We start from the raw sequence: 19602 nt of genomic DNA, 5'->3' as shown, positions 1-19602 counted from the left end.
CGTGCGGCCGGGCTAGCCGGCGGGCAGGCGGTCCAGTGGACTGATCACCTTGCGCAGGAGATCAGTGGCGACCTGGGTATAGAGCGTGGTGGTCTCGATCTGCCTGTGTCCAAGGAGCACCTGGATCACGCGGATATCTTCCTTCTGTTCCAGCAGGTGCGTGGCAAACGAATGCCTCAGCGTATGCATGGAGACGCGCTTGTTGATGTTTGCGGCCTCGGCGGCCGCATGGATGGCGCGGGTCAGTTGCCGCGTGCTGAGCGGGTCGATCGGATCAAGGCCCGGAAAGAGCCACCCGCCATCGAGCATGCAGCCCTGGGCACGGGCCACGCGCCACCAGACGCGCAGACGTTCGAGCAGGACCGGCGAAAGCATCGCGTAGCGGTCGCGGCGGCCCTTGCCCTGCTCGATGCGCAGGGTCATGCGCTGGCTGTCGATGTCGCCGACCTTCAGCGCCACCACTTCGCTCGCACGCAGCCCGGCACCATAGGCGACCGACAGCGCGGTCTGATGCTTGAGGTTTCCAGCTGCCGCGATGAGCCGCCGCACCTCCTCGGGGCTGAGCACAACCGGGAGCGTGCGGGGCACGCGTACCGGCTGCATGCGCGCCATGAGCTCAGGCTTGCCGAGCGTGACTTCGAAGAAGAACTTCAGCCCGCTGATCGCGGCGTTCAGCGATATCGGAGACACGCCGTGATCGACCAGATGCAGCTGGTAGTCCCGGAGGTTCTCGACGGTGGCGGTATCGGGTGAACGCCCGAGGTATCGGGCGAACTGACGTACGGCACGCAGATAGGCGGCCTGGGTCCTGGGTGCGAACTTGCGCATGCGCAAGTCCTCAAGCATATGGCGGCGCATCGGGCTGACGCGCGGATCGGAGGAGGTCATGATGGGGCTCCTGCTGGAGGGCGAGGCGGATTGCCTCAACCACCAACATAACCACCGGCGCCACTGGCCTCCCATTCGCCGCCAGAGTCGGGCCGCAGCCCCCTACCGCGCGAGCGGTTTAGTCCGATCGGCCATTGCCGACGTTGGAGAGGACCGGGTTCTACGTCGGCAGTGGGACGGATTGCCGACGGTGGCGGCATCGAACGGCCGGGCGGCAGCTTCCTGCATCAGTGAACTCACACTCCCGACCCGTTGCAGCCGGTCGAGCAGTCTCTGTTCTAAGGGTAGGTATCGGAGTGGAACGGTCATTCCGTGCCGTCGCCTGTGGGGGGCAAGTCATCGGCCTCTGCGGACGCTTAGACCCATGAGTTGGTGAGGCGGCTTACGCCGTGCAAGGATGACGTCTTGCTCGACCCTCGAATTGCTCTCGAACTTAAGTTTGATTTCTCTATAAGCAATCAGCTTGTCGTTCACCAGATCGAAAGGAAGCGCCCGCAAGGTTAGGGATGGTGTTCAGAACTCGTTTTGCCGCACTGAGCCATCCACATAGGGCCGATGCGGTGGAAGCGGTGCGGCACCTGGCTCGAATGCAGCGCTACGTTCGGCATAAGGAAGGCGCCGATTGCCTGCCCGCGCGGGCGGCTTTTGCGCTCATGCAGCGGCCTCGCGCATCAGTCGTTCGCGCGGCATCCACAGATTGCTTAGAGCGAACAGCGTGTGCAACTCTGCGGGTTCTTCATCAAGCCGCGATAGCGCACCTTTAGATGCCACCGTGCGCGGCGATGAACATGGCGACGGCCGACCGGCAATAGGATTCGATTTCGTTGTCATCCTCTGCTCTCGCCTCATCGAAGCGTGCGACAAGCAGAAGATCGGATCCTTTGAAAAGCGCGGCAAACAAGCGGGCGGATCGGAGAGCATCGGGTACGTTCAGAATCGCTTTCGCGTGCAACTGACGCAACACGGCCTCGATTTGGGCGATGACATGGGCGGGCCCGGCTTCGTAATGGAGCTTGCTTAACGACTTTTGATTCGTCTTGTCGGCCAAAACCATGGCTTCGACACTGCGGACGTCCGGGCTCAACAGCGTGCGAAGCAGGGCTGATCCTACCGCCATGAGCTGATCTTCGGCTGAACCGTCGACGCTTTCAGAAAGGGCCTGGGGTGCAAATTGATGGCAGTGGGCCACCATGGCCGCGCTGAACAGCGCCTCCTTGTCCTCGAAGTGCCGATAGATGCTGAGCTTGGATATCTTCGCCCGCTGCGCGACCTTGTCCATGGTCGTCGCTTGAAAACCCAATTCCACAAAGAGTTCGCAGGCGGCGTCGACGATCGTCTGGCGAAGCGCCTCGTTGGCGGGCCGGCCGCGCCGGCTCTGGCTGTTTTCGGTCACAACAATTCCAGTACTTGACAGTATTCAAATTCCTGCACTACGATACCACGCAGTATCTTAAATGTGCAAGCCAAGGATAGGTTTCAACCAGTTGCCCAAACCGGGTTTCCCCGGGGCGCCTGGCGATATCGAATGCGGGATTGTGGGGCCGATCAATACAGCCATCAGCAACTTTCTCGCCAATGCCGAAGCCCTACTCGCCGACCGTCTCAAGCGCGTATCGCTGGACGATATTGCACACCACGCCCAGCCCACCCCTCCAATCACAACACGGAGCGCATCACCATGGATGACGTCATCATCATCGGCGGCAGCTTTGCCGGCCTCGCCGCCGCCCTGCAGCTCGGCCGTGCCCGCCGCAAGGTCACGGTTCTCGATACCGGCCGGCCGCGCAACCGCTTTGCAGGCCACTCGCATGGCTTGCTCGGCCACGATCACAAGCCACCGCTGGACATCCTGGTCGAGGCGCGGCAGCAGTTGACGCGCTATCCAACGATCAGCCTCGTCAATGCCCGGGCCGAGAGCGTGTCTGGCGCCATCGACGATTTCTGCGTCGTCACTGACGATCACGAAAGCCTGAGGGCGCGCCGCGTGATCCTGAGCTATGGTGTCGCCGACCAGATGCCTGATGTTCCGGGCTTTGCCGAAAGCTGGGGCACGTCCATCGTGCCCTGCCCCTATTGCGACGGCTTTGAAGTCGCCGGCCAGCATTGGGGCCTCGTCTGGTCCAGCCCGCACTCGCACCAGTCTGCCAGGCTGTTCCGCGATTGGACTGACAAGTTGACTGTCTTCGCCGATGGTCATGACATTGCGCCCGATATCCAGGTCGATCTGGCGCGCCGCAACATACCTGTCGTCGATGGCCGGATCATCGAGATCGCCAACGGCCATATCGCCACCGTCAATCTCGATACCGGCCGCAATGTCGCGGTCGACGTCCTGTTCGCCCATCCGCGCAACAAGCCGTCCGCACGCCTGCATGAATCACTGGGCCTCGCCACGGTCGATACGCCCACCGGCATCGTCCTCAAAGTCGACGAGCGCCGCCAAACCAGCATGCCCGGCGTCTACGCCGCTGGCGACCTCGCCACGCCCTTCTTGCCCTCGGTCACCCAGGCTTCATCGCAGGGCGCGATGGCGGGTATCTTCGCCCAGCAGTCGATGGTGGTTTGAGAGCACAGATCCCTGCTCTCGTTGCGTCGTCGCCTTCGAAAAGGTTGGCGTAGATCGACGCGGCGAAAGGCGGATCGTCGAGTCAAGGAGATGACATGGCACGGCAAAGTGCTGATCAGGTGGGTGATTGGAATGGTCAAAGCGGGGAGCGCTGGGTCGCCAACCAGGCCCGGCTCGACGCTCTGGTGGCGGTGTTCGGGCGCGCCGCGATCGAAGCCGCCGCGCCCGCGACGGGTGAGCGCGTGCTGGACATCGGCTGCGGCGCGGGTGCGTCGAGTCTGGCTCTGGCCGCTCGCGTCGGCGCGGGGGGCCAAGTGCTGGGCGTGGACATATCCGAACCGCTGATCGATCGAGCGCGCGCGCTTGCGCGCCACGATACGCCGGCCCTGTTTCAGGTGGCCGACGCCAGCAGCGCAGAGCTGCCCGAAGGCGCGTTCGACATTCTGTTCTCGCGTTTCGGCGTGATGTTTTTCCCCGATCCGACAGCGGCGTTCGCCCATATGCGACGCGCGCTCCGGCCGGGCGGCCGGCTCGCTTTCGTCTGCTGGCGCGGTGCGGCCGAGAACGATTGGATGCGACTGCCGGTGGGCGCGCTCAAGGACATCGTCCCGCCGAGCGCGCTCCCCGATCCCGAAGCGCCCGGCCCGTTTTCGTTCGGCGACCGGGAGCACGTGGCGCGCATCCTGACGGCGGCCGGTTTCACCGAAATCGTTATCTCGCCCTTCGACGCGGCCGTCCCATTCGGCGAGGGCGAAACGCGGGACGCGGCGATCGACGACGCAGTAAGGATGACGCTTGAGGTCGGCCCGCTGTCGCGTGCGCTCGCTGGTCAGCCCGACGACATCTGCGCCCGTGCCTCCGCCGCAGTTCGTGCCGCCTTCGCGGGCCTCCCCGGCGAGGGGTCGGTGATGATCAACGGCGCGGCATGGGTCGTCATGGCACGAAGTCCGGCAAGCTGACAGGGATTAACAGGGGAGATGCCTCCGCTCGGTGGAACAGGGCGTCTTTGGCCGGCCAGATTGATGTCCCTTCTGCCGCTGAACGAGCGCTCGCCTTGCGACAATCAGATGGCCGGTTGCGAAGCAGAGCCGACGCCTGAGCGGCCTTCCGGCGGCGCATGTGACCGGCAGTTTGTGGCCGACTGTACTCATTCGCCGAAGCCGCCCCTGAGCTGCCCTTGAAAATTTCAATGACAGCTCTTCGGTACCTTCATTGAATTGGTGCTCTCGGCCAATTTCCGCCGCTCGCCATCGTGGTCACGCGGTCATTCGAACGGCGGCTACGCCCAAACATCGGTCATCTGCGCGGGATTCGCGTCGGCGCGTCGGCCACATTGTCGGCCAATGGCCTCCCGAGCATATGAGGCTGTCGATGCAGCGTGTCGACAGTCGCAGCACCCATCCGAGCGAACGACCGCGATTTAATTTTTCGCCTCCCGCTTTACGCTCGGGACGCACGGTAAGTGAACAGATTTCAACTGCCGGCGACCGGCTCCCGCCGAGCATTCCTGCGTAGAACATCGGCGGGTACACCGAACGTCCGGACGAACGCGCGGCGCATGCGCTCCCTATCCATAAAGCCTGTTTCCTGTGCCACCACGTTAATCGTGTGCCGGCCTTGCTCGATCATGAACCTGGCTGCTTCCAAACGAAGCTGTTCCACGGCCTTGCCCGGCGACTGACCTGTTTCGGCCTGAAATGCGCGGCTGAACTGGCGAGGGCTGAGGTTAGCCACGTCCGCAAGCTCCTCGACAGTCAGCGGATTGCGCAGATTCCTGCGGATGTGCGCGATAACCAATTCGATCCTATCGGACTTCGGCGTCATGTCGAGCAGTGCGGAATGCTGCTTTTGCCCACCGAGCCGACGCTGATTCATGACAAGAAGTCTCGCGACCATTTTCGCGGCATCGGGGCCGAGGTCGCTATCGAGCAACGCCAACGCAAGGTCTATGCCGGCCGTCATTCCAGCCGAAGTCCAGATTGGACCGTCGTTGATGAAGATCCGGTCTTCTTCCGCAACGACTTTCGGGAACCGTGCTCTGAATTCAGACGCATGCGCCCAATGCATGGTCGCGCGCCGGCCGTCCAGAAGCCCGGCCTCGGCAAGAACGAATGCACCACTGCAAATAGAGGCTATCCGTCTTGATGCATTGGCCGAGTCTTTCACAAACGAAATCGTGGTTGCATCGGAAGACGGCATCTTCATTTCAGTTATCGAACCCACGATAACGGTGTCGAATGTCGGATCGCCAAATGCCTCCGTTTCCAATTTCATGCCACCCGAAGATTCAACGGGACCGCCGTGTTCAGACAATACATGGACGTCGTAGCACTGGCCAGCGGGAGGCATGTTTGCAATCTCGAACACCGTCAGGGCCGCAAGGCTCATCATCTGAAACCTGCGCGGCACAATGAAGCCGATCCGATGCATATCGATCCCTGCCGTCCGCAACATAAGCGTGACTGTGAATGAGCGGCCGTCCGGTCGTATTCCCGAATAGCAGGCCAATGAGCCTGGCAATGAGCGAATCGCGCTTGAGCGACGGACGTCATGAATGGTGGCAACAACGACATACATCGTAATGGCCCGAGGCGTTAAGTTACAAGCACTTCTCTCATCTGCCTCACAGCCAGCTAAAGGAACGCCATCATGTCCAAAATCATCCGGGCCGCCGCGGTTCAGATCGCGCCCATTCTCTACAGCCGGGAAGGCACGGTCGATAAGGTCATCAGGAAGATTCTGGAGCTCGGCAAGGAGGGGGTCCAGTTCGCGACTTTCCCCGAGACTGTCGTTCCGTACTACCCGTACTTCTCGTTCATCGAATCGCCATTTGCGATGGGCGCCGAGCATTACAAGCTGCTCGAGCAGGCAGTGACTGTTCCGTCACAGACGACTCAGGCCATCGGCGAAGCGGCGCGACAGGCCGCAATGGTGGTGTCGATCGGCGTAAATGAGCGCGATGGTGGCACGATCTACAACACCCAACTTCTGTTCGATGCCGACGGCACGCTGGTGCAGCGCCGCCGCAAGCTCTCACCGACTTATCACGAGCGGATGGTCTGGGGAATGGGCGACGGGTCAGGCTTGCGCGCAATCGATACCGCTGTGGGCCGCGTAGGCCAGCTTGCCTGTTGGGAGCACTATAACCCGCTGGCCCGCTATGCGCTGATGGCCGATGGCGAGGAAATCCATTCAGCCATGTATCCGGGTTCGTTCGCGGGAGATCTGTTTTCCGAGCAGATCTCCGTCAACATCCGTCAGCACGCACTGGAGGCCGGTGCCTTCGTGGTCAACGCGACCGCGTGGCTGACTCCCGAACAACAACAGCAGATTCTGCACGATACCAACACAAACCAGATTGGCCCGATCTCGAGCGGCTGTTTCACTGCAATCGTTTCGCCGGAGGGAGAGTACATGGGCGGCGAACCGCTGCGCGAAGGGGAAGGCGAGATCATTGCGGATCTGGATTTCTGGCAGATTGACAAGCGCAAACGCATGATGGACTCGCGCGGTCATTACAGCCGTCCCGACGTGCTCGGGCTAGTGATCGACCGCACGCCGAAGACACACGTGATCGAGCGGGCGTTACGCGCGCCGGGTGAAGAGCCAGCCACGCCTTTGGAAGCACTCGCGTGAGCCACACGTGGAGTCGCGCGATTTCGATGCGACCGACAAATGGAATTCAACCGGGCAATTCTGCCCCAACCGCGCAGGAGTAAAGAAAATGGACTTCAACGACGTCATGCTGGAGCGCAACGCCGACTTCGCTAACACCGCGTTCGTACCCGAACTCAAGATGATGCCATCGACGGGAACGGTCGTCGTGGGCTGCGTCGATCCTCGCGTCGATCCCGCCAACGTGCTGGGCCTGAAGCAGGGCGAAGCGGCCGTGATCCGTAACGTCGGTGGCCGGGTCAACAATGCGTTGCTTGAAACACTGGCAGTGCTGAGTGTCGTCGCTAAAGCAGCGGGACGCCCCGACGGCGCGCGCAATCTCGTCCTGCTCCAGCATACCGATTGCGGGATCATCGGCTGCCACAAGCATGCGCCTGCGTTGCTCGCGAAGCATCTTGGTGTAGATGCCGCCGGGCTCGATGATCTCGCTATCACGCAGCCGTACGAGGCAGTGGCTCTCGACGTCGCAGCACTCAGGGCGCACAAGGAGCTCCCAGATAACCTGATCGTGTCGGGTCTGGTCTACGACGTCAAAACCGGCCACATCAAGACTGTCGTTCCTGCCGCACCTTTGCGCGAGTCTGCAGGTTGACGAATCTACTGGATGCAAGAGCCGGCAAATCCCGGAGCCTCTCCTGCATACCCACCACTGTCCCATATGTCGACGAGGGAAGAGCTCAGCATGCCTCTTCCCTCCAACCTGGAGTATGAGATGAAGCATGATCTGTATCTGGTTACGGGCGCCACAGGCGCCACGGGCGGTGCCGCGATTGACGAACTGCTATCGAAGGGCGCGCGCGTGCGAGCCCTGGTCCATCGCGACGACGAGCGCGCCTCCGCATTGCGGGCAAAAGACGTTGAAGTCGTTGTTGGCGATCTGCTGGACAGTCATGCTGTTCAAGCGGCGCTGCGAGACGTGACCGGTGCGTACTTCGTCTACCCGATCATGCAAGCGCAACTCGTCGATGCGACCGCCTATTTTGCGTACGCCGCAAAGCTCGCAGGCGTTCGCTCGATTGTCAACATGTCGCAGATTTCCGCGAGCGCGGATGCGCGCAGCCAGGCCTCGCTCGCGCACTGGTATGGCGAGCGTGTGTTCGATTGGGCCGGCATTCCGGTCACGCACTTGCGGCCGACTTTGTTTATGGAATGGCTGACCTACGGGTTTCAGCTCTCGCAAATCGCGAATCATGACTTGCTGCGCGTGCCTGCCGCTGACGGTCGCCACGCGCCGATCGCCGCCGCCGACCAAGGGCGGGTGATTGCATGCATCCTGTTAAATCCGGAGTCTCATGCGGGCAAGACATACCCATTATTCGGTGCCGAAGAACTGAATCACGAGCAGGTGGCCAAAATAGTTGGCGACGCGCTCGGCCGCCCCGTGCGCTACGAGCCGGAAAGCCTGGATTCATTCGAGGCGCGCCTCGAGCAAATCGGCTTATCGGCACATTTCATCCAGCACATTACGTCAGTGTATCGCGGTTACCAGGCGGGCGAATTCGCCGGCGCGAACGACATCGTCGAACAGCTCACCGGTCGAAAGCCGATTTCCGTGCGCGATTATGTCATCGAGAACCGCCGAATTTTTCAGCCGACAACGCAACGCTAGACCTCGACGGATGTGGCGATTGGCGACACCTCTTGCGCTGACTGCTCACTCAGATCTAAACGTCAAGTGCAAATCAGGTCGAGCGATGAGACGGCCATCGGCAGATACAAAACTGGGAGCAGTCGTTCAGAACTTGTGAGGGTAGGCGGCAGCAAAGGGGGCGACCTGAGCCGATCGCGTCGGGCAGAGGTCGGCCATCTACAGCCGTCGGCTGGGTCGCAGACGCTGCCGTTCAAACGCCGCTTCCTCACTTGATTACGGACATTCTGGCCACAATCGTGGTCGTCGCGGTATCGGCCCGTAGGACGGCTGTTCCATCGATAGTTCAATAGTCGAAATGGCCGTCCAACTGACCGTGTCCACGCGATCCGGCGAACGCGAGCGTCGGCAGCCCCGCAATCGTAATCAACTCGACGGCGCCCCAGGCTACTTTCCGGAAGCGGCGCCCAGCAACAGGACCGCTTCGCGGGCGTTGTCCGGTGGCAATTGGGAGGGTTGGCCCCGGAATGGGCCACGCTGATTACACAACAGCCTTGTTTCTTTTCCCGGTTCAGTCCATCAGCTTAAAGCTATAAATCCGAGCTGAGCAGCACCGCCCCGTGGCGATTTTTACGCTCTAGGTGTTCGATTGCATTGGCGAACTGGGCCAGATCGTAGTCGGCCTCCACCTCGAACTTTTCGGGCGCGCCGCGGCCGATCTCGATCGCCTCCGCTACGTCCTCTCGACGCTGTTCGGCCGACGTGTTATGCATCCAGCGCGAAGACGACACGCCTGCGAACATGATCTCGCGAGGCACCGCGCTCATCGGGAAGATGATGGGGTCCGGTGCCATTGCGCCGTAAAGCAACAGGGCTCCGCCGTCGCCGAGCAACGGAACAAATTCGCTAACCGTCGCCCCGCCCACCGGATCCATAACGACCTGGAGCGGCTGCTCTCCTGCTGCATAGCGGACGTGGTCAAACCACTCCGGATCGGCTGTCGAAATTACGGACATATCCGGGAACCGATCTGCTATGGCCTTCGCGCCCTTTGCGCTCCGAACCGCGCCCACGACTTTCAAGCCACGTCTTTGAGCCGCAATCGTTACGAAGCGCGCTACCGAAGACCCGGCAGCATTCAATAGAATCGGTATCTCACGGCCGGCGTCCGGCGCTGCGCGCTGAGCTGCCCGCAGCAACATGAGCGCGATCACAGCGTTTGGGCCCATTTGGGCTGCGATAGCATCGGGCAAATCATCCGGGATGGGTGTCACTAGCTCGGCAGGCGCCTTGAGACGCTCCGCCCATGCGCCCGGGCTCGGATTGAAGATCACTCGCATACCCGGCTTCACGCGGGCAGCATCCACTCCTTCGCCCACGGCCTCGACGATGCCCACGCCATCAGCTCCAGGGATCAGGAATCCATCTGCTGGCAGCGGGATATTGAACATGCCTCGAACCATCATGAGATTGCCGGGATGAAGCTGCCGCTTCGTCACGCGAATCAGTACTTCGCCAAGCCCCGGTGGCGTTGGGTCAGGTAGCGTCTTCATTTCAAGAACTTTTTCCGGCTCGCCGAAGCGAGCAAAAACGATGGCTTTCATTGATTTCACTCCCGGTTGAAGGTATGGAGCGAGATTAAGCACTTTATTGCATCTTGATTAGGGGGTATTGTCTTGTTCTTGTTTCAAGCAAACGTTAGTAATTGCGTGATATATGGAGACTCTGGCAAACCTCGAATCATTCGTGAGAGCCGCGGAAGGCGGCAGTTTTGCGGAAGCTGGACGCAGGCTGGGATTGACTGCGGCCGCGGTCAGCCGAAACGTGGCGATGCTCGAACGCAACCTCGGAATACGGCTCTTTCAACGATCGACCCGCAAACTCACGCTAACAGAAGCAGGCGAACGGTTCCTCATGTCGATCGATGGAAATCTCGACGCACTCCAGGCCGCCATTGCCGAAGCGGCAGCGCAAAGCAGCGAGCCGGCGGGTGTCCTGAAAGTCAGCACGAGCCCGACATTTGGCATCATGCACATCCTGCCGTTGTTACCCCCGTTTCTGGCGAAGTACCCGCAAATCCGTCCGGAGTGGCACTTTGAAAACCGGCCAGTGGATCTGATCGCCGAGAACTACGACGCCGCAATCGGCGCCGGCTTGAATCTCGCGCCCGGGCTGGTATCACGGCCGCTAGCCCCGGTGCATGGCATCGTCGTGGCCTCGCCGGCCTTTATGTCCGGCCGGTCGCTGCCGACCGATCCGTCAGGACTCGCTGCCTACAACGGCATCGTCATGCGCTCGCCGCGCACGGGGCGAATCCGCCACTGGATGCTACGAACTGCGAACGGTATCGAGGTGCCCGCAGCGCTCAATGAAACCATCGTCGTAAATGATCCCGCCGCGATGCGCGAGGCCGCGCGTCTCGGCTTGGGAGTGACGTTGATTTCGCTATTCGATGTACTGCCCGATTTGAAGCGCGGGGATCTGATTCGGCTGCTTCCGGACTGGCACGTCGATGCCGGCGAAATTTCGCTTTACTACGCGTCCCGGAAGCTCATTTCGGCCAAGACCCGTGTCTTCGTCGATTTTGTCGTCAATGCTTTTAATAGCGAGCCGGTGAGCCACTTCAATCCGTAGCAGAAACTTGTCGAGAGTTCGAGCAAAGAGAAATCGAAGACACGAGCAGATTCAGGAGGGTCGCGGGCTTTGGCCGACCCTGCCTTGACCTCGATCGCGACATCGACGGCCGATGCACGTTGGAAGCCGCCGTTGGCGTAACTCGCGACGAACGATGGTAGAGGGTCGTTTACGGCTCTGAGCGGCGCTAAGAGCATTCCTTTTGGGGTAACTGCATTCACCGAACTCGTGTGATAGTTGAAATCTCTTGATTCCCGTAGTTGCGCCAGATTTCGATGATATGCCGGAAGGATGTGCAAATGCCCCTTGCGGATGCCTCGGCGTGTCCAATACTTAAGCTACTTTGCATGTGCCCGCTGGAAGTTAGTGGCGAGGCCATCGGCAAGGTGAACGGACTCACAATGGAGGCTGACCATGAACCAGACAAGTTCCGCTCAAGAGCGGGAAAAAATATTCTACGAGGTGCCGGACGAAAATTCAAAATACACGCTCCTTCATCTCCTGGACGTTGAAGATATACCGGGGCATTCGCTCGCGCTGTATGAACTGCATCGCACCTTTTCCAAGGGCGCGCTGATGTTTGCTGGCGTGAGCGCCACGGAGCAATGGCTGCGTGGCACCGTGGACACTGTCGATGGCAACGGCACCGTCATCGGCTATGGGTTCTACAACCTGGAAAATGGCGACAAGATTCTCGGCAGGTTTGACGGCATCTCACAGTCGGCAATGGGCCAGTCTCCCGAGGTCCGCACGGTCATAGGAAGCACGATGCTCACTGGCGGCACAGGAAAGATGCGTGGCATTCGCGGCATCCTTCACTTTGTGACGAACACCGACGTCTCAAAGAGACTAAATGAGAGTAAATGCGAGGGCGAGTACTGGATGGAAAAAGAGTAAATCGGACCCTTACGGAGATAGGCGGCCTCGCGACCGCCGCTGTCAGTTCGGAGAAGGTCACGCCCGCTCCGACCCATCGGTCGAGGGGCGGTCGCCTGTTTAGTGGCTTGGCAGTCGCTCTAATGCAGCAAGGTGTTGACGCTGGTCATCCCTGCCAGTCAAGCGCTGGTGTGCGACCGCCTCAACGCGGACCACGCTGACTCGATCGGCGAGAGTGAGCCTTTTTGACGAATAGCGACGCCTCCATCTGGCATCCAAGGCGGAGATCCGATCAATACGTTGCGATTGCGCTGCGCAGGAAAGCGCGAAAGCGACGGCCAAAATAATTTGCTTGTTGGGGCCGCTACTCTTGGGAAATCGGGGCAAGCGCGAAAGAGGGACGCGTCGAGGGAACGCTTCGGGCTTGCCGTCGCTCACGTCGCAAGCAGCCGGCGATGACGGCTTTCTGGCACCGCTGCGATCGCACAGCAGTCGGCCGCAGGTTATTCAATTGACGACCGCCCGCAATGGCCGAGAATTCGCTCCGTGAATGGCCGCTGCACTCCCAAATGCGCCGCACGGGTAGCGACGTGGCGACCGGCAGCAACGGGTCGGCAGCGTGAGTTCGCTGGTGCGGAAAGCTGCCGTAGGGTCGCGCGATGCCACCACCGCCAGCAGTCCGCCACATTCCCGACGTAGAACCCAAGCCGTGCCAACGTCTGCAATGGCCGAGTTGCGCGCGTAGCGCGTCCGTCAGGTTCAGGAGCATTGCGGCCGCATTAGCGGTAGACCGGTGGAAATGTGTCACTGCTTCGCCAGGAAAGGGAGAACTTTCGTTCGACGCCGCCGGCCAACCGTTTGGTCCTGTCGAGGAATCCCGCAGTGGATAACGAGAAAGACGGCAACACCGGCTTCCGGTTCGCAATGAGGCGCGCCAGCACGCCACGCCGGTTGTCGAGCTTCGTGGCTGAGCGAACAGTCGACGCATTCCCCGTGGCCATATCGAAGCCAGGGGCCGCGCTCTTCTCCTCAGTACCCCGATCGCGCCTGTTCGTCGCGACGTGTCACACCATATCGCTTTGTTCCAGGTCGCCTTCAGGCAAACAAACGGCCGAAACAGGCTCAATTCCCGAATGCCATTAACTCGCAACGATATCGAACGAGGCAATCGACAGTACTGAAGGAAAACCATTCCACGTCACCCGCGGGTTCATGAGGCGGCATACGCACTGGTTCGCACCCCGATAGCTGGCAACATGGCCTAGGAATAAGCAATGCGCAGATCCTTCCGGATCTTCGCGAAAGCCGCGCTACTCGCCAATGCCCTGGAAGGCGTGCGCTGCGTGAGCCCGATACTTCGACCCCGATCAAAAAGCACGACAGCCAGGTTGGGCGCCATCATTCGCGATACGTAGAGTATTCCGTCCACGTCAGCTGGATGCGCATAGATCGCCCGGGACCAGCGCATGGGAATGCTGTAGTTCGCGGTACCAAACAGCCCGGCGTGCGCACCAAGAATGTTCATGCTTTGGCCTGTCAGATCAGCGAGCGCGAGATCCCTGCCCTCGAATCGATGAATAGAACGACGCTTCACTTCATCGGCCGCCACCAGATATCGGGTCCCAACTGGCTCGAGGTCGTGAAGCAGGGACTCTGCGACGGCCGTTGCCAGACTCAGACCAAAGTAACCGGTCCCGTATTCCCTTCTGGAATCGTCGAACCGGTGACTTGCAGTTTTCCCAAAATGCGGCTCGCCAGACTCGTAACTCGAGATACGGAACAGCCGCTCTGCTTTTACCGTGACGACGGGCAATTCAAGTGTGCCGAAATTCCTTGCCGGACTTTTAAGAGGGCGAGCAGGCAAAGGCTATTCCTCCGCGTAGCCCGCTGCGGCGCGCAGCACCATCGGCAAATTGACCTGCTCGACCTGATCAATGCTGGCGCGACCGCCTTGCCTTCGCCCGGGCTGTCTGCCGCCGATCACCTCCAGCGGGGTAAGGCCGCCGAGCGAATGCCGCGGATTCGAGAAGAACGCCCATTTGCTAGCGCCGGGCAGCCCTTTCAGAGCCCGGGATACGCGAGCAACCGTGCGCCGGTCGAGGCTCTCGTCCACAAAAAAGGTCGGGTAATAGCTGATCCCGTTGGGACCGTCCACGGTGAACAGAGAACCCGTTTTCAGCCGCTGGTTGATTGCCTGCCGGGTGACACCCGCACGTCGCATGAATTCCGCCGGCTCAAGCAACCGCCCTTCCTTAGCGAGCTTGGCTCGGGCTGCCATCGCCTCCGCAAACATTTCTGCTTCGACCGGGGACGTCCCTGCACGACGCCCCGCCCTGGAGTCCGCCGCGGAACGGGCGCGCTGCGCGGGCGCACGACGGCGCTGGCCGGTTCCTGGCTTCGCAGCCGGCGCGATCCCGGGCGCCGCGTCAGTGACGGCCGCCAGCGCATCATCGAAGCCCTGCGCGAACAGCGCGATCGACTGCGCGAACTTCTGCTGCTTTTTGGCGGGAAGCTGACCGATATCGGCCTGCATTGATCTGGCCACGACCTTGCGGATCGCTTCCGGCGTACGCGCGCCGGTACGATCGAGTACCTTCGCAGCACGCACGAGTAGCCGCGAAAACTCTGACGCGTGTATGGTTGCCGTAGACATGACGTCTCTCCATGGGAACGATCAAGGATAATCCGGAGATGGCAACACCGTCAAGGTTGTCAAGGGAGTAAAGGAAGTGAACCTTTTCCGTTGTTGCCTGCGTCCGCTCGCGCGGCCGACGGGAACCGCTTCAGCACTTACTGGAGTCGTCGTTCTGCTCCCCGACTATTGCCGCCGGCAGGCGGTGGCTGTTGGTGAGCCGACTTGACCGTTAGTTGCGTATTGAGCGATTGCCCGCGCCGTTTTTCTGGACCATTGCTGTCAGCTGCTTTGCGGCCCGCAGCGGGCGCGGGGGACCACCTGCCGTGCCTCTCACTTTCGTGAGAAAAGTCGCCGCCAGCCGGACCAGTTGAGATCGCCTGCCCTCAGGGAACACCTGGATAAGTGACGTTAAATCGGCCTGTGACTCTTGATCGCCGGAAAACCATCCCAAAATATGTTTTTGAACTGAATTGCCCGATCCCGGACATGCGGAACAAGAAAACATCGTTCATTCCTTCAGCCATCGGCGGCAGCCCATTCAAAAGCGCTGTCACTCCCCATACCGCGAAAAGAGGCCTCTGATCTGGTGCTGCGCGCGCGCATCGCGCTGGAGCGTTTGCGCAATGGCGAGGCTGACCGCTCCCTGATCAATCTGGTCTCGCAGGTCACGCTCATCGCGAGGTTTGTCGTCCAGGCAGGACACGGAAAGCTTGATACCGAGGTTCTTGAAGCCGTTAAGCGCGGTCTGGACCATGTCCTCGTCGAGGCCGATAACACCGGGACGTGGAATGTTCCTGTGATGGATGTCTATCGGAAGGAATTCGGCGATTCGGAGCATACAGGAAATCCCGTACGTCATGTTGTTCACCATGTGCTGGCAATGGCCACCGAGCAGATATTCGGCGATGGACACGCGGACACGCTGGTTCCGTACACCGTGTCGCTCGGTCATCCGGAGGCGATGAAGCTATTGCTCGACAGCGCTTCCGACATCAATGCGCATTTCAGTTCGGCGCCTTTCGTCTACGAGGAACTCGCGCGGCCTCGCATTCGCAAAGTGCTTGACAGCTACGAGGTGCTCGGTGGCCCGCATACCTACAATGCGGTCTGGGCCTGCGGTGATTTCCACGACGCGAACCCGACGCTGTCGGCGGCTTTCGTCCAGGCGCTGCAGGAGTCGCTCGAGCGGATCGTCACCGATCCGGCCGCGGCCGCGACGCGCTGGATCCAAGCCGAAAACACTGCGAGCGTGGCGGCTGCCCAGATCGAGGAAATCGTTCGCAAACCGCAAAACCAATGGTCGATGACGCCGAACAAAGTCATGGCGTTCGCGAACTTCATGAAAAAAACCGGCCTGCTGTCAGCTGCTCCCGTTCACGCGCATGAGCTTTTCTTCGACAACGTCGGTCCACTCGACACCGCATAGGAATGGCTACGGAAACGGATCCTGAGGCCAGGTGCGCAGCGAAAGCGTCTCGCGCTGCAGATCATCCCACAGCGCGCATTTTTCAATACAAGAGGACATCATCACGATGACGAATCCAGCATTTCCGAGCGTCGCGATCGTCGGTCCGGGCGCGATCGGTACGACTATCGCGGCAGCACTTCACGAAGCCGGACGCACGCCCGCGCTGTACGGCCGCACCGCGCGCGAACAGCTGAAACTGCGCTACGACGGCGGTTCGATCATCGTGCCTGGGCCGGTGCAGACCGATCCTGCCAGCGTCGGGAGCCCGGTCGATCTGGTGTTTCTCGCGATGAAGTCGACGCAGGTCGAGGCGGCGGCCCCGTGGCTGTCCGCGTTGTGCAGCGAGAAGACCGTGGTCTGCGTGCTGCAAAACGGCGTGGAACAGAAAGCGCTCGTCGCGCCTTACGTGCCGGGCAGTCCCCTGTTGCCTTCCGTTGTGTGGTTCCCCGCTCAGCGCGAGGCCGATGCGTCGGTGTGGCTGCGCGGGAAAGCGCGTCTGACTTTGCCCGACACTCCGGCGACCGACGTCGTGCTCGCGGCGTTGCACCACACGCGCTGCTCGGTCGATGTGGCAGCGGACTTCGCGTCCGTAGCATGGCGCAAGCTCCTGCAGAACGCGCTTGCCGGGTTGATGGTGCTGGCAGGCCGTCGTGCCGGCATGTTTTCCCGCGCCGACGTCACCACGCTATCGCTGGCTTATCTGAAAGAATGCGTTGAGGTCGCACGCGCCGAGGGTGCAACGCTGGGCGACGAGGTTGCGCAGGAGATCGTCGATGGATTCCATCGCGCTCCGGCTGACCTGGGCACGTCCATCCTTGCAGACCGGCAGGCAGGCCGTCCGCTGGAATGGGATAGCCGGAACGGAGTCGTTCAGCGACGCGGGCGACTTCGCGGTATTCCCACGCCGATCAGCGATGTGGTTGTGCCACTGCTGGCAGCGGCGAGCGAAGGACCCGGATAGCGACTCATCGACATGATCACGGACTCGCCTGGCCGCATTCCCCGACATGCAGCGAGTTCAGCGATCGTTTGCGCAGTCGCGCCTGATGCAGCGCCCCGGTGGCACCGAGCACCGGATAGGCCGACCAGGAGAGCAGCGAATTCAGACGCTTCATATTGCCGGTCAGATCAAGTTGGGGCGCTCTAGTCTCGATACTGCGCATGGTCGCTGCTAGCGTATAGAGCCGCCTAACCGAAGACTGAGACAATTCCTAGAATGTACCGAGGATTATCACCCCATGGTGAGCCTCCTGTTCAACCTTGTTTTCTATGGCATAACACGTTGCTGTACCCAAAGCGCGGCATCGACTTTCAAATGGTTTCATCCGCGATAGCCATCAAACTGCCTGGTTCGACACGGAGGAAGAGGCGGTCTATGTTGCCCAGCAATGGGAATTCGCGTGGATCGGCAAGCGCCGATAGCAATGTCACTCCCGAGCCGGAAGCGCTGGGTCCCGTGGCGTGATCTTTTGCTCGTGACAGTTCGCGACTTTATTCCGACCCGATGCTTTGGCGTTATAAAGCGCCTCATCGGCGGCCTTGATGACTGTCGTTACATCGGTATCCTGATTCGGCGTCCAGCTCGCGGACCCGATGCTCGCGGTTACGCGTCCGTACTCACTGCCTGCGTGTTCGATGGCGAGCTCGCTGATCGCCGCGCGGATCTTCTCGGCAATCAGGGATGCTCCGCTCTCGGATGTGTCAGGCAGGACAACAATGAACTCTTCACCGCCATAGCGGGCCGCCGTGTCCGCCGGTCGCCGGATGTTCTCGCCGATACAGCGTGCGACGGCGGCCAGCGCATCGTCGCCCGCCTGGTGGCCATAAGTGTCGTTGTAGGCCTTGAAACGGTCGATATCCACAAACAGGAGCGAGAACACGCTGCGCATGCGCTGCGCACGGCGCCACTCTTGATCCAGGATCTCGCCAAGCGTGCGCCGGTTGTGGAGACCGGTGAGACTGTCGGTTCTGGCTAGCAGCTGCAATTCGGACTCCGCGCGCAGGCGTCGCTGTAGCTGGGTACCGAGTACAAATGAGAGCGCAACAAAACCCAGCGCGAACGCGCCCATCAGGGAGCCCATCGTGAGTGCCCGCCGATGCCAGGCGGCGTATATATCTGGCTCGGCCTCCGCCACCATGATAATCAGCGGCAGATGCGGGAAGTTCTTGAAATAATAAAGGCGGCGCACCCCATCGATCGACGCGGTGTCAGAAAAGCTGCCTTCCGACGCGGCTTTGAACTGCCGGAAGGTACTGGCCCTGCTGATGTCGCGCCCGACGACCTTCGGATCGTAAGGCTGACGCATGATCATGAGGCCGTTGGCAGCAATCAGTGAAATGGCTCCGTGAGGCCCCAGCGACAGTCCGCCAAACAGGTCATGAAAATACTCAAGGTCGATCGCCATCAGCACGATGCCGGCAAATGTGCCGTCCGGGTGCGACACCCGCCGGCTTAGCGCAATACTGGGCGAACCGTTGCGAAGGCGCGAGAAAAACGGTGCGCTAATGTAGAGGCCGGTGTTGGGCCTGTCGCGCTGGGCCTTGAAGTAGTCCCGGTCGGCGAAGTTGCCGGTGCGCGGCGTGTCGTTGCCCGCGTCTATGATGACGTTGCCCGAAGCGTCGAGCACGAGCATCGACCCCAGATTTTTTGCGGTCGCGGCCCGGTCAAACAGGAGCTGTCCTCGCAGATCAGGTGGCAGGGCCATCACCTTCGGAGTTACGAGTCCCTCAACCACCGCCTGAAGTGACAGCGCGTACAGTTCGAAATTGCGCTCGATATCGCGCTCCGCGATGAGCGCGACGTTTCGCGACGTCTCGCGTGCCCGCGCCAGCGCGTCCTGCCGGCTCTGGTACAGGGAGATTGCGCACAGCGAAACCATGACGAGTGCGATGAGGACACCGCCATAAAATACAGCGCGCGGTCCCATGAACCATCCGGACAGGGTTTTATTGGTGGGCATTGACGGCATGTGTACGTTGACTTTTTAGAACCGGAGCGCTACGAGTTCACACGGGACAGGGCAGCCGGTGAATGCCGAACGGCGATGCGATCCCCTTTACCCGTGTTGCCCTCGTCGGAGAGGTGATAGAGACGGTCAGGCTGCGCCGCCGAGAGCGTGGGCTTGCGGCCGAACTTCGTGCCGCGGCCGCAGTCCAGCACGCTCCGTGTATGCTCAACGATCAGGCTGCCGGATAAGAACTGGTTGCCACGCGACGTATCCTGATCCGGAAGAGTAGCGCTGACTGGCGAGCGGGAACGGTCTCCGGCGAAT

Annotated in this window: 16 protein-coding genes and 2 pseudogenes; 9 read left to right on the top strand and 9 right to left on the bottom strand. The window is 60.9% G+C overall.

Annotation, left to right across the window (positions count from 1 at the left end; translation table 11 throughout):
- Nucleotides 1–12: 12 nt before the first annotated feature.
- The 3 genes and pseudogenes from B0G80_RS24440 to B0G80_RS24430 all read right to left on the bottom strand — a co-directional run bounded on the left by B0G80_RS24440 (nt 13) and on the right by B0G80_RS24430 (nt 2281).
- Nucleotides 13–888 carry a site-specific integrase gene (locus tag B0G80_RS24440; protein WP_116120094.1) on the bottom strand — a complete coding sequence of 292 codons (876 nt, stop codon included), beginning with the start codon at nt 886–888 and terminating at the stop codon, nt 13–15.
- Between the two features lie 651 nt (nt 889–1539).
- Nucleotides 1540–1661, bottom strand: a pseudogene (locus B0G80_RS24435) (IS5/IS1182 family transposase); the annotation flags it as partial.
- Complete coding sequence (locus B0G80_RS24430) at nt 1649–2281, bottom strand: TetR/AcrR family transcriptional regulator (protein ID WP_116120329.1); 633 nt, start codon at nt 2279–2281, stop codon at nt 1649–1651. The gene B0G80_RS24430 and the pseudogene B0G80_RS24435, both read right to left, overlap by 13 nt.
- A gap of 285 nt (nt 2282–2566) precedes the next feature.
- On the opposite strand from B0G80_RS24430, the gene B0G80_RS24425 reads away from it, so the two are divergent.
- Both B0G80_RS24425 and B0G80_RS24420 read left to right on the top strand, forming a co-directional pair.
- Nucleotides 2567–3454 (top strand): NAD(P)/FAD-dependent oxidoreductase, encoded by an 888-nt coding sequence (locus tag B0G80_RS24425; RefSeq protein WP_116120327.1) that lies wholly within the window; start codon nt 2567–2569, stop codon nt 3452–3454.
- 95 nt (nt 3455–3549) lie between these two features.
- A complete protein-coding gene (locus B0G80_RS24420; RefSeq protein WP_116120325.1) occupies nt 3550–4413 on the top strand; it encodes a class I SAM-dependent methyltransferase in 864 nt (287 codons plus the stop codon).
- A 514-nt stretch (nt 4414–4927) separates the two neighbouring features.
- Here B0G80_RS24420 and B0G80_RS24415 read toward each other — a convergent pair.
- The gene (locus B0G80_RS24415) at nt 4928–5884 is read right to left on the bottom strand and encodes a GlxA family transcriptional regulator (RefSeq protein WP_116123696.1); all 957 of its coding nucleotides are present in this window, start codon (nt 5882–5884) and stop codon (nt 4928–4930) included.
- A gap of 219 nt (nt 5885–6103) precedes the next feature.
- On the opposite strand from B0G80_RS24415, the gene B0G80_RS24410 reads away from it, so the two are divergent.
- The 3 genes from B0G80_RS24410 to B0G80_RS24400 all read left to right on the top strand — a co-directional run bounded on the left by B0G80_RS24410 (nt 6104) and on the right by B0G80_RS24400 (nt 8738).
- On the top strand, nt 6104–7090 hold the full coding sequence (locus tag B0G80_RS24410; RefSeq protein ID WP_116120323.1) for a nitrilase-related carbon-nitrogen hydrolase: 987 nt from the start codon (nt 6104–6106) through the stop codon (nt 7088–7090).
- 88 nt (nt 7091–7178) lie between these two features.
- On the top strand, nt 7179–7721 hold the full coding sequence (locus B0G80_RS24405; RefSeq protein WP_116120321.1) for a carbonic anhydrase: 543 nt from the start codon (nt 7179–7181) through the stop codon (nt 7719–7721).
- A gap of 120 nt (nt 7722–7841) precedes the next feature.
- Entirely contained in the window at nt 7842–8738 is an 897-nt protein-coding gene (locus B0G80_RS24400) for an NmrA family NAD(P)-binding protein (RefSeq protein ID WP_116120319.1), read from the top strand.
- 569 nt (nt 8739–9307) lie between these two features.
- Here B0G80_RS24400 and B0G80_RS24395 read toward each other — a convergent pair.
- A complete protein-coding gene (locus B0G80_RS24395) occupies nt 9308–10321 on the bottom strand; it encodes an alcohol dehydrogenase catalytic domain-containing protein (RefSeq protein WP_116120317.1) in 1014 nt (337 codons plus the stop codon).
- A 112-nt stretch (nt 10322–10433) separates the two neighbouring features.
- Here B0G80_RS24395 and B0G80_RS24390 point away from each other — a divergent pair, with 112 nt between their 5' ends.
- Nucleotides 10434–11351, top strand: a complete 918-nt coding sequence (locus B0G80_RS24390) for a LysR family transcriptional regulator (RefSeq protein ID WP_116120315.1) — start codon at nt 10434–10436, stop codon at nt 11349–11351.
- Between the two features lie 414 nt (nt 11352–11765).
- On the top strand, nt 11766–12248 hold the full coding sequence (locus tag B0G80_RS24385) for a hypothetical protein (protein ID WP_116120313.1): 483 nt from the start codon (nt 11766–11768) through the stop codon (nt 12246–12248).
- A 1240-nt stretch (nt 12249–13488) separates the two neighbouring features.
- Here the strand turns inward: B0G80_RS24385 and B0G80_RS24380 are convergent.
- Entirely contained in the window at nt 13489–14091 is a 603-nt protein-coding gene (locus tag B0G80_RS24380; RefSeq protein WP_116120312.1) for an RES family NAD+ phosphorylase, read from the bottom strand.
- Between the two features lie 3 nt (nt 14092–14094).
- Nucleotides 14095–14880, bottom strand: a complete 786-nt coding sequence (locus tag B0G80_RS24375; RefSeq protein ID WP_116120310.1) for a hypothetical protein — start codon at nt 14878–14880, stop codon at nt 14095–14097.
- Between the two features lie 568 nt (nt 14881–15448).
- On the opposite strand from B0G80_RS24375, the gene B0G80_RS47120 reads away from it, so the two are divergent.
- Nucleotides 15449–16288 (top strand): hypothetical protein, encoded by an 840-nt coding sequence (locus B0G80_RS47120; protein WP_258879013.1) that lies wholly within the window; start codon nt 15449–15451, stop codon nt 16286–16288.
- Between the two features lie 106 nt (nt 16289–16394).
- Nucleotides 16395–17291 carry an oxidoreductase gene (locus tag B0G80_RS24365; RefSeq protein WP_116120309.1) on the top strand — a complete coding sequence of 299 codons (897 nt, stop codon included), beginning with the start codon at nt 16395–16397 and terminating at the stop codon, nt 17289–17291.
- Between the two features lie 16 nt (nt 17292–17307).
- Here the strand turns inward: B0G80_RS24365 and B0G80_RS45375 are convergent.
- Nucleotides 17308–17496, bottom strand: a pseudogene (locus B0G80_RS45375) (Na/Pi cotransporter family protein); the annotation flags it as partial.
- A gap of 261 nt (nt 17497–17757) precedes the next feature.
- A complete protein-coding gene (locus tag B0G80_RS24360) occupies nt 17758–19257 on the bottom strand; it encodes a diguanylate cyclase (RefSeq protein WP_408969416.1) in 1500 nt (499 codons plus the stop codon).
- Nucleotides 19258–19602 lie beyond the last annotated feature (345 nt).

It is taken from the genome of Paraburkholderia sp. BL6669N2 (genome assembly GCF_003387275.1).
Taxonomy (GTDB): domain Bacteria; phylum Pseudomonadota; class Gammaproteobacteria; order Burkholderiales; family Burkholderiaceae; genus Paraburkholderia.
This window is presented reverse-complemented; position numbering and strand designations above follow the sequence as displayed.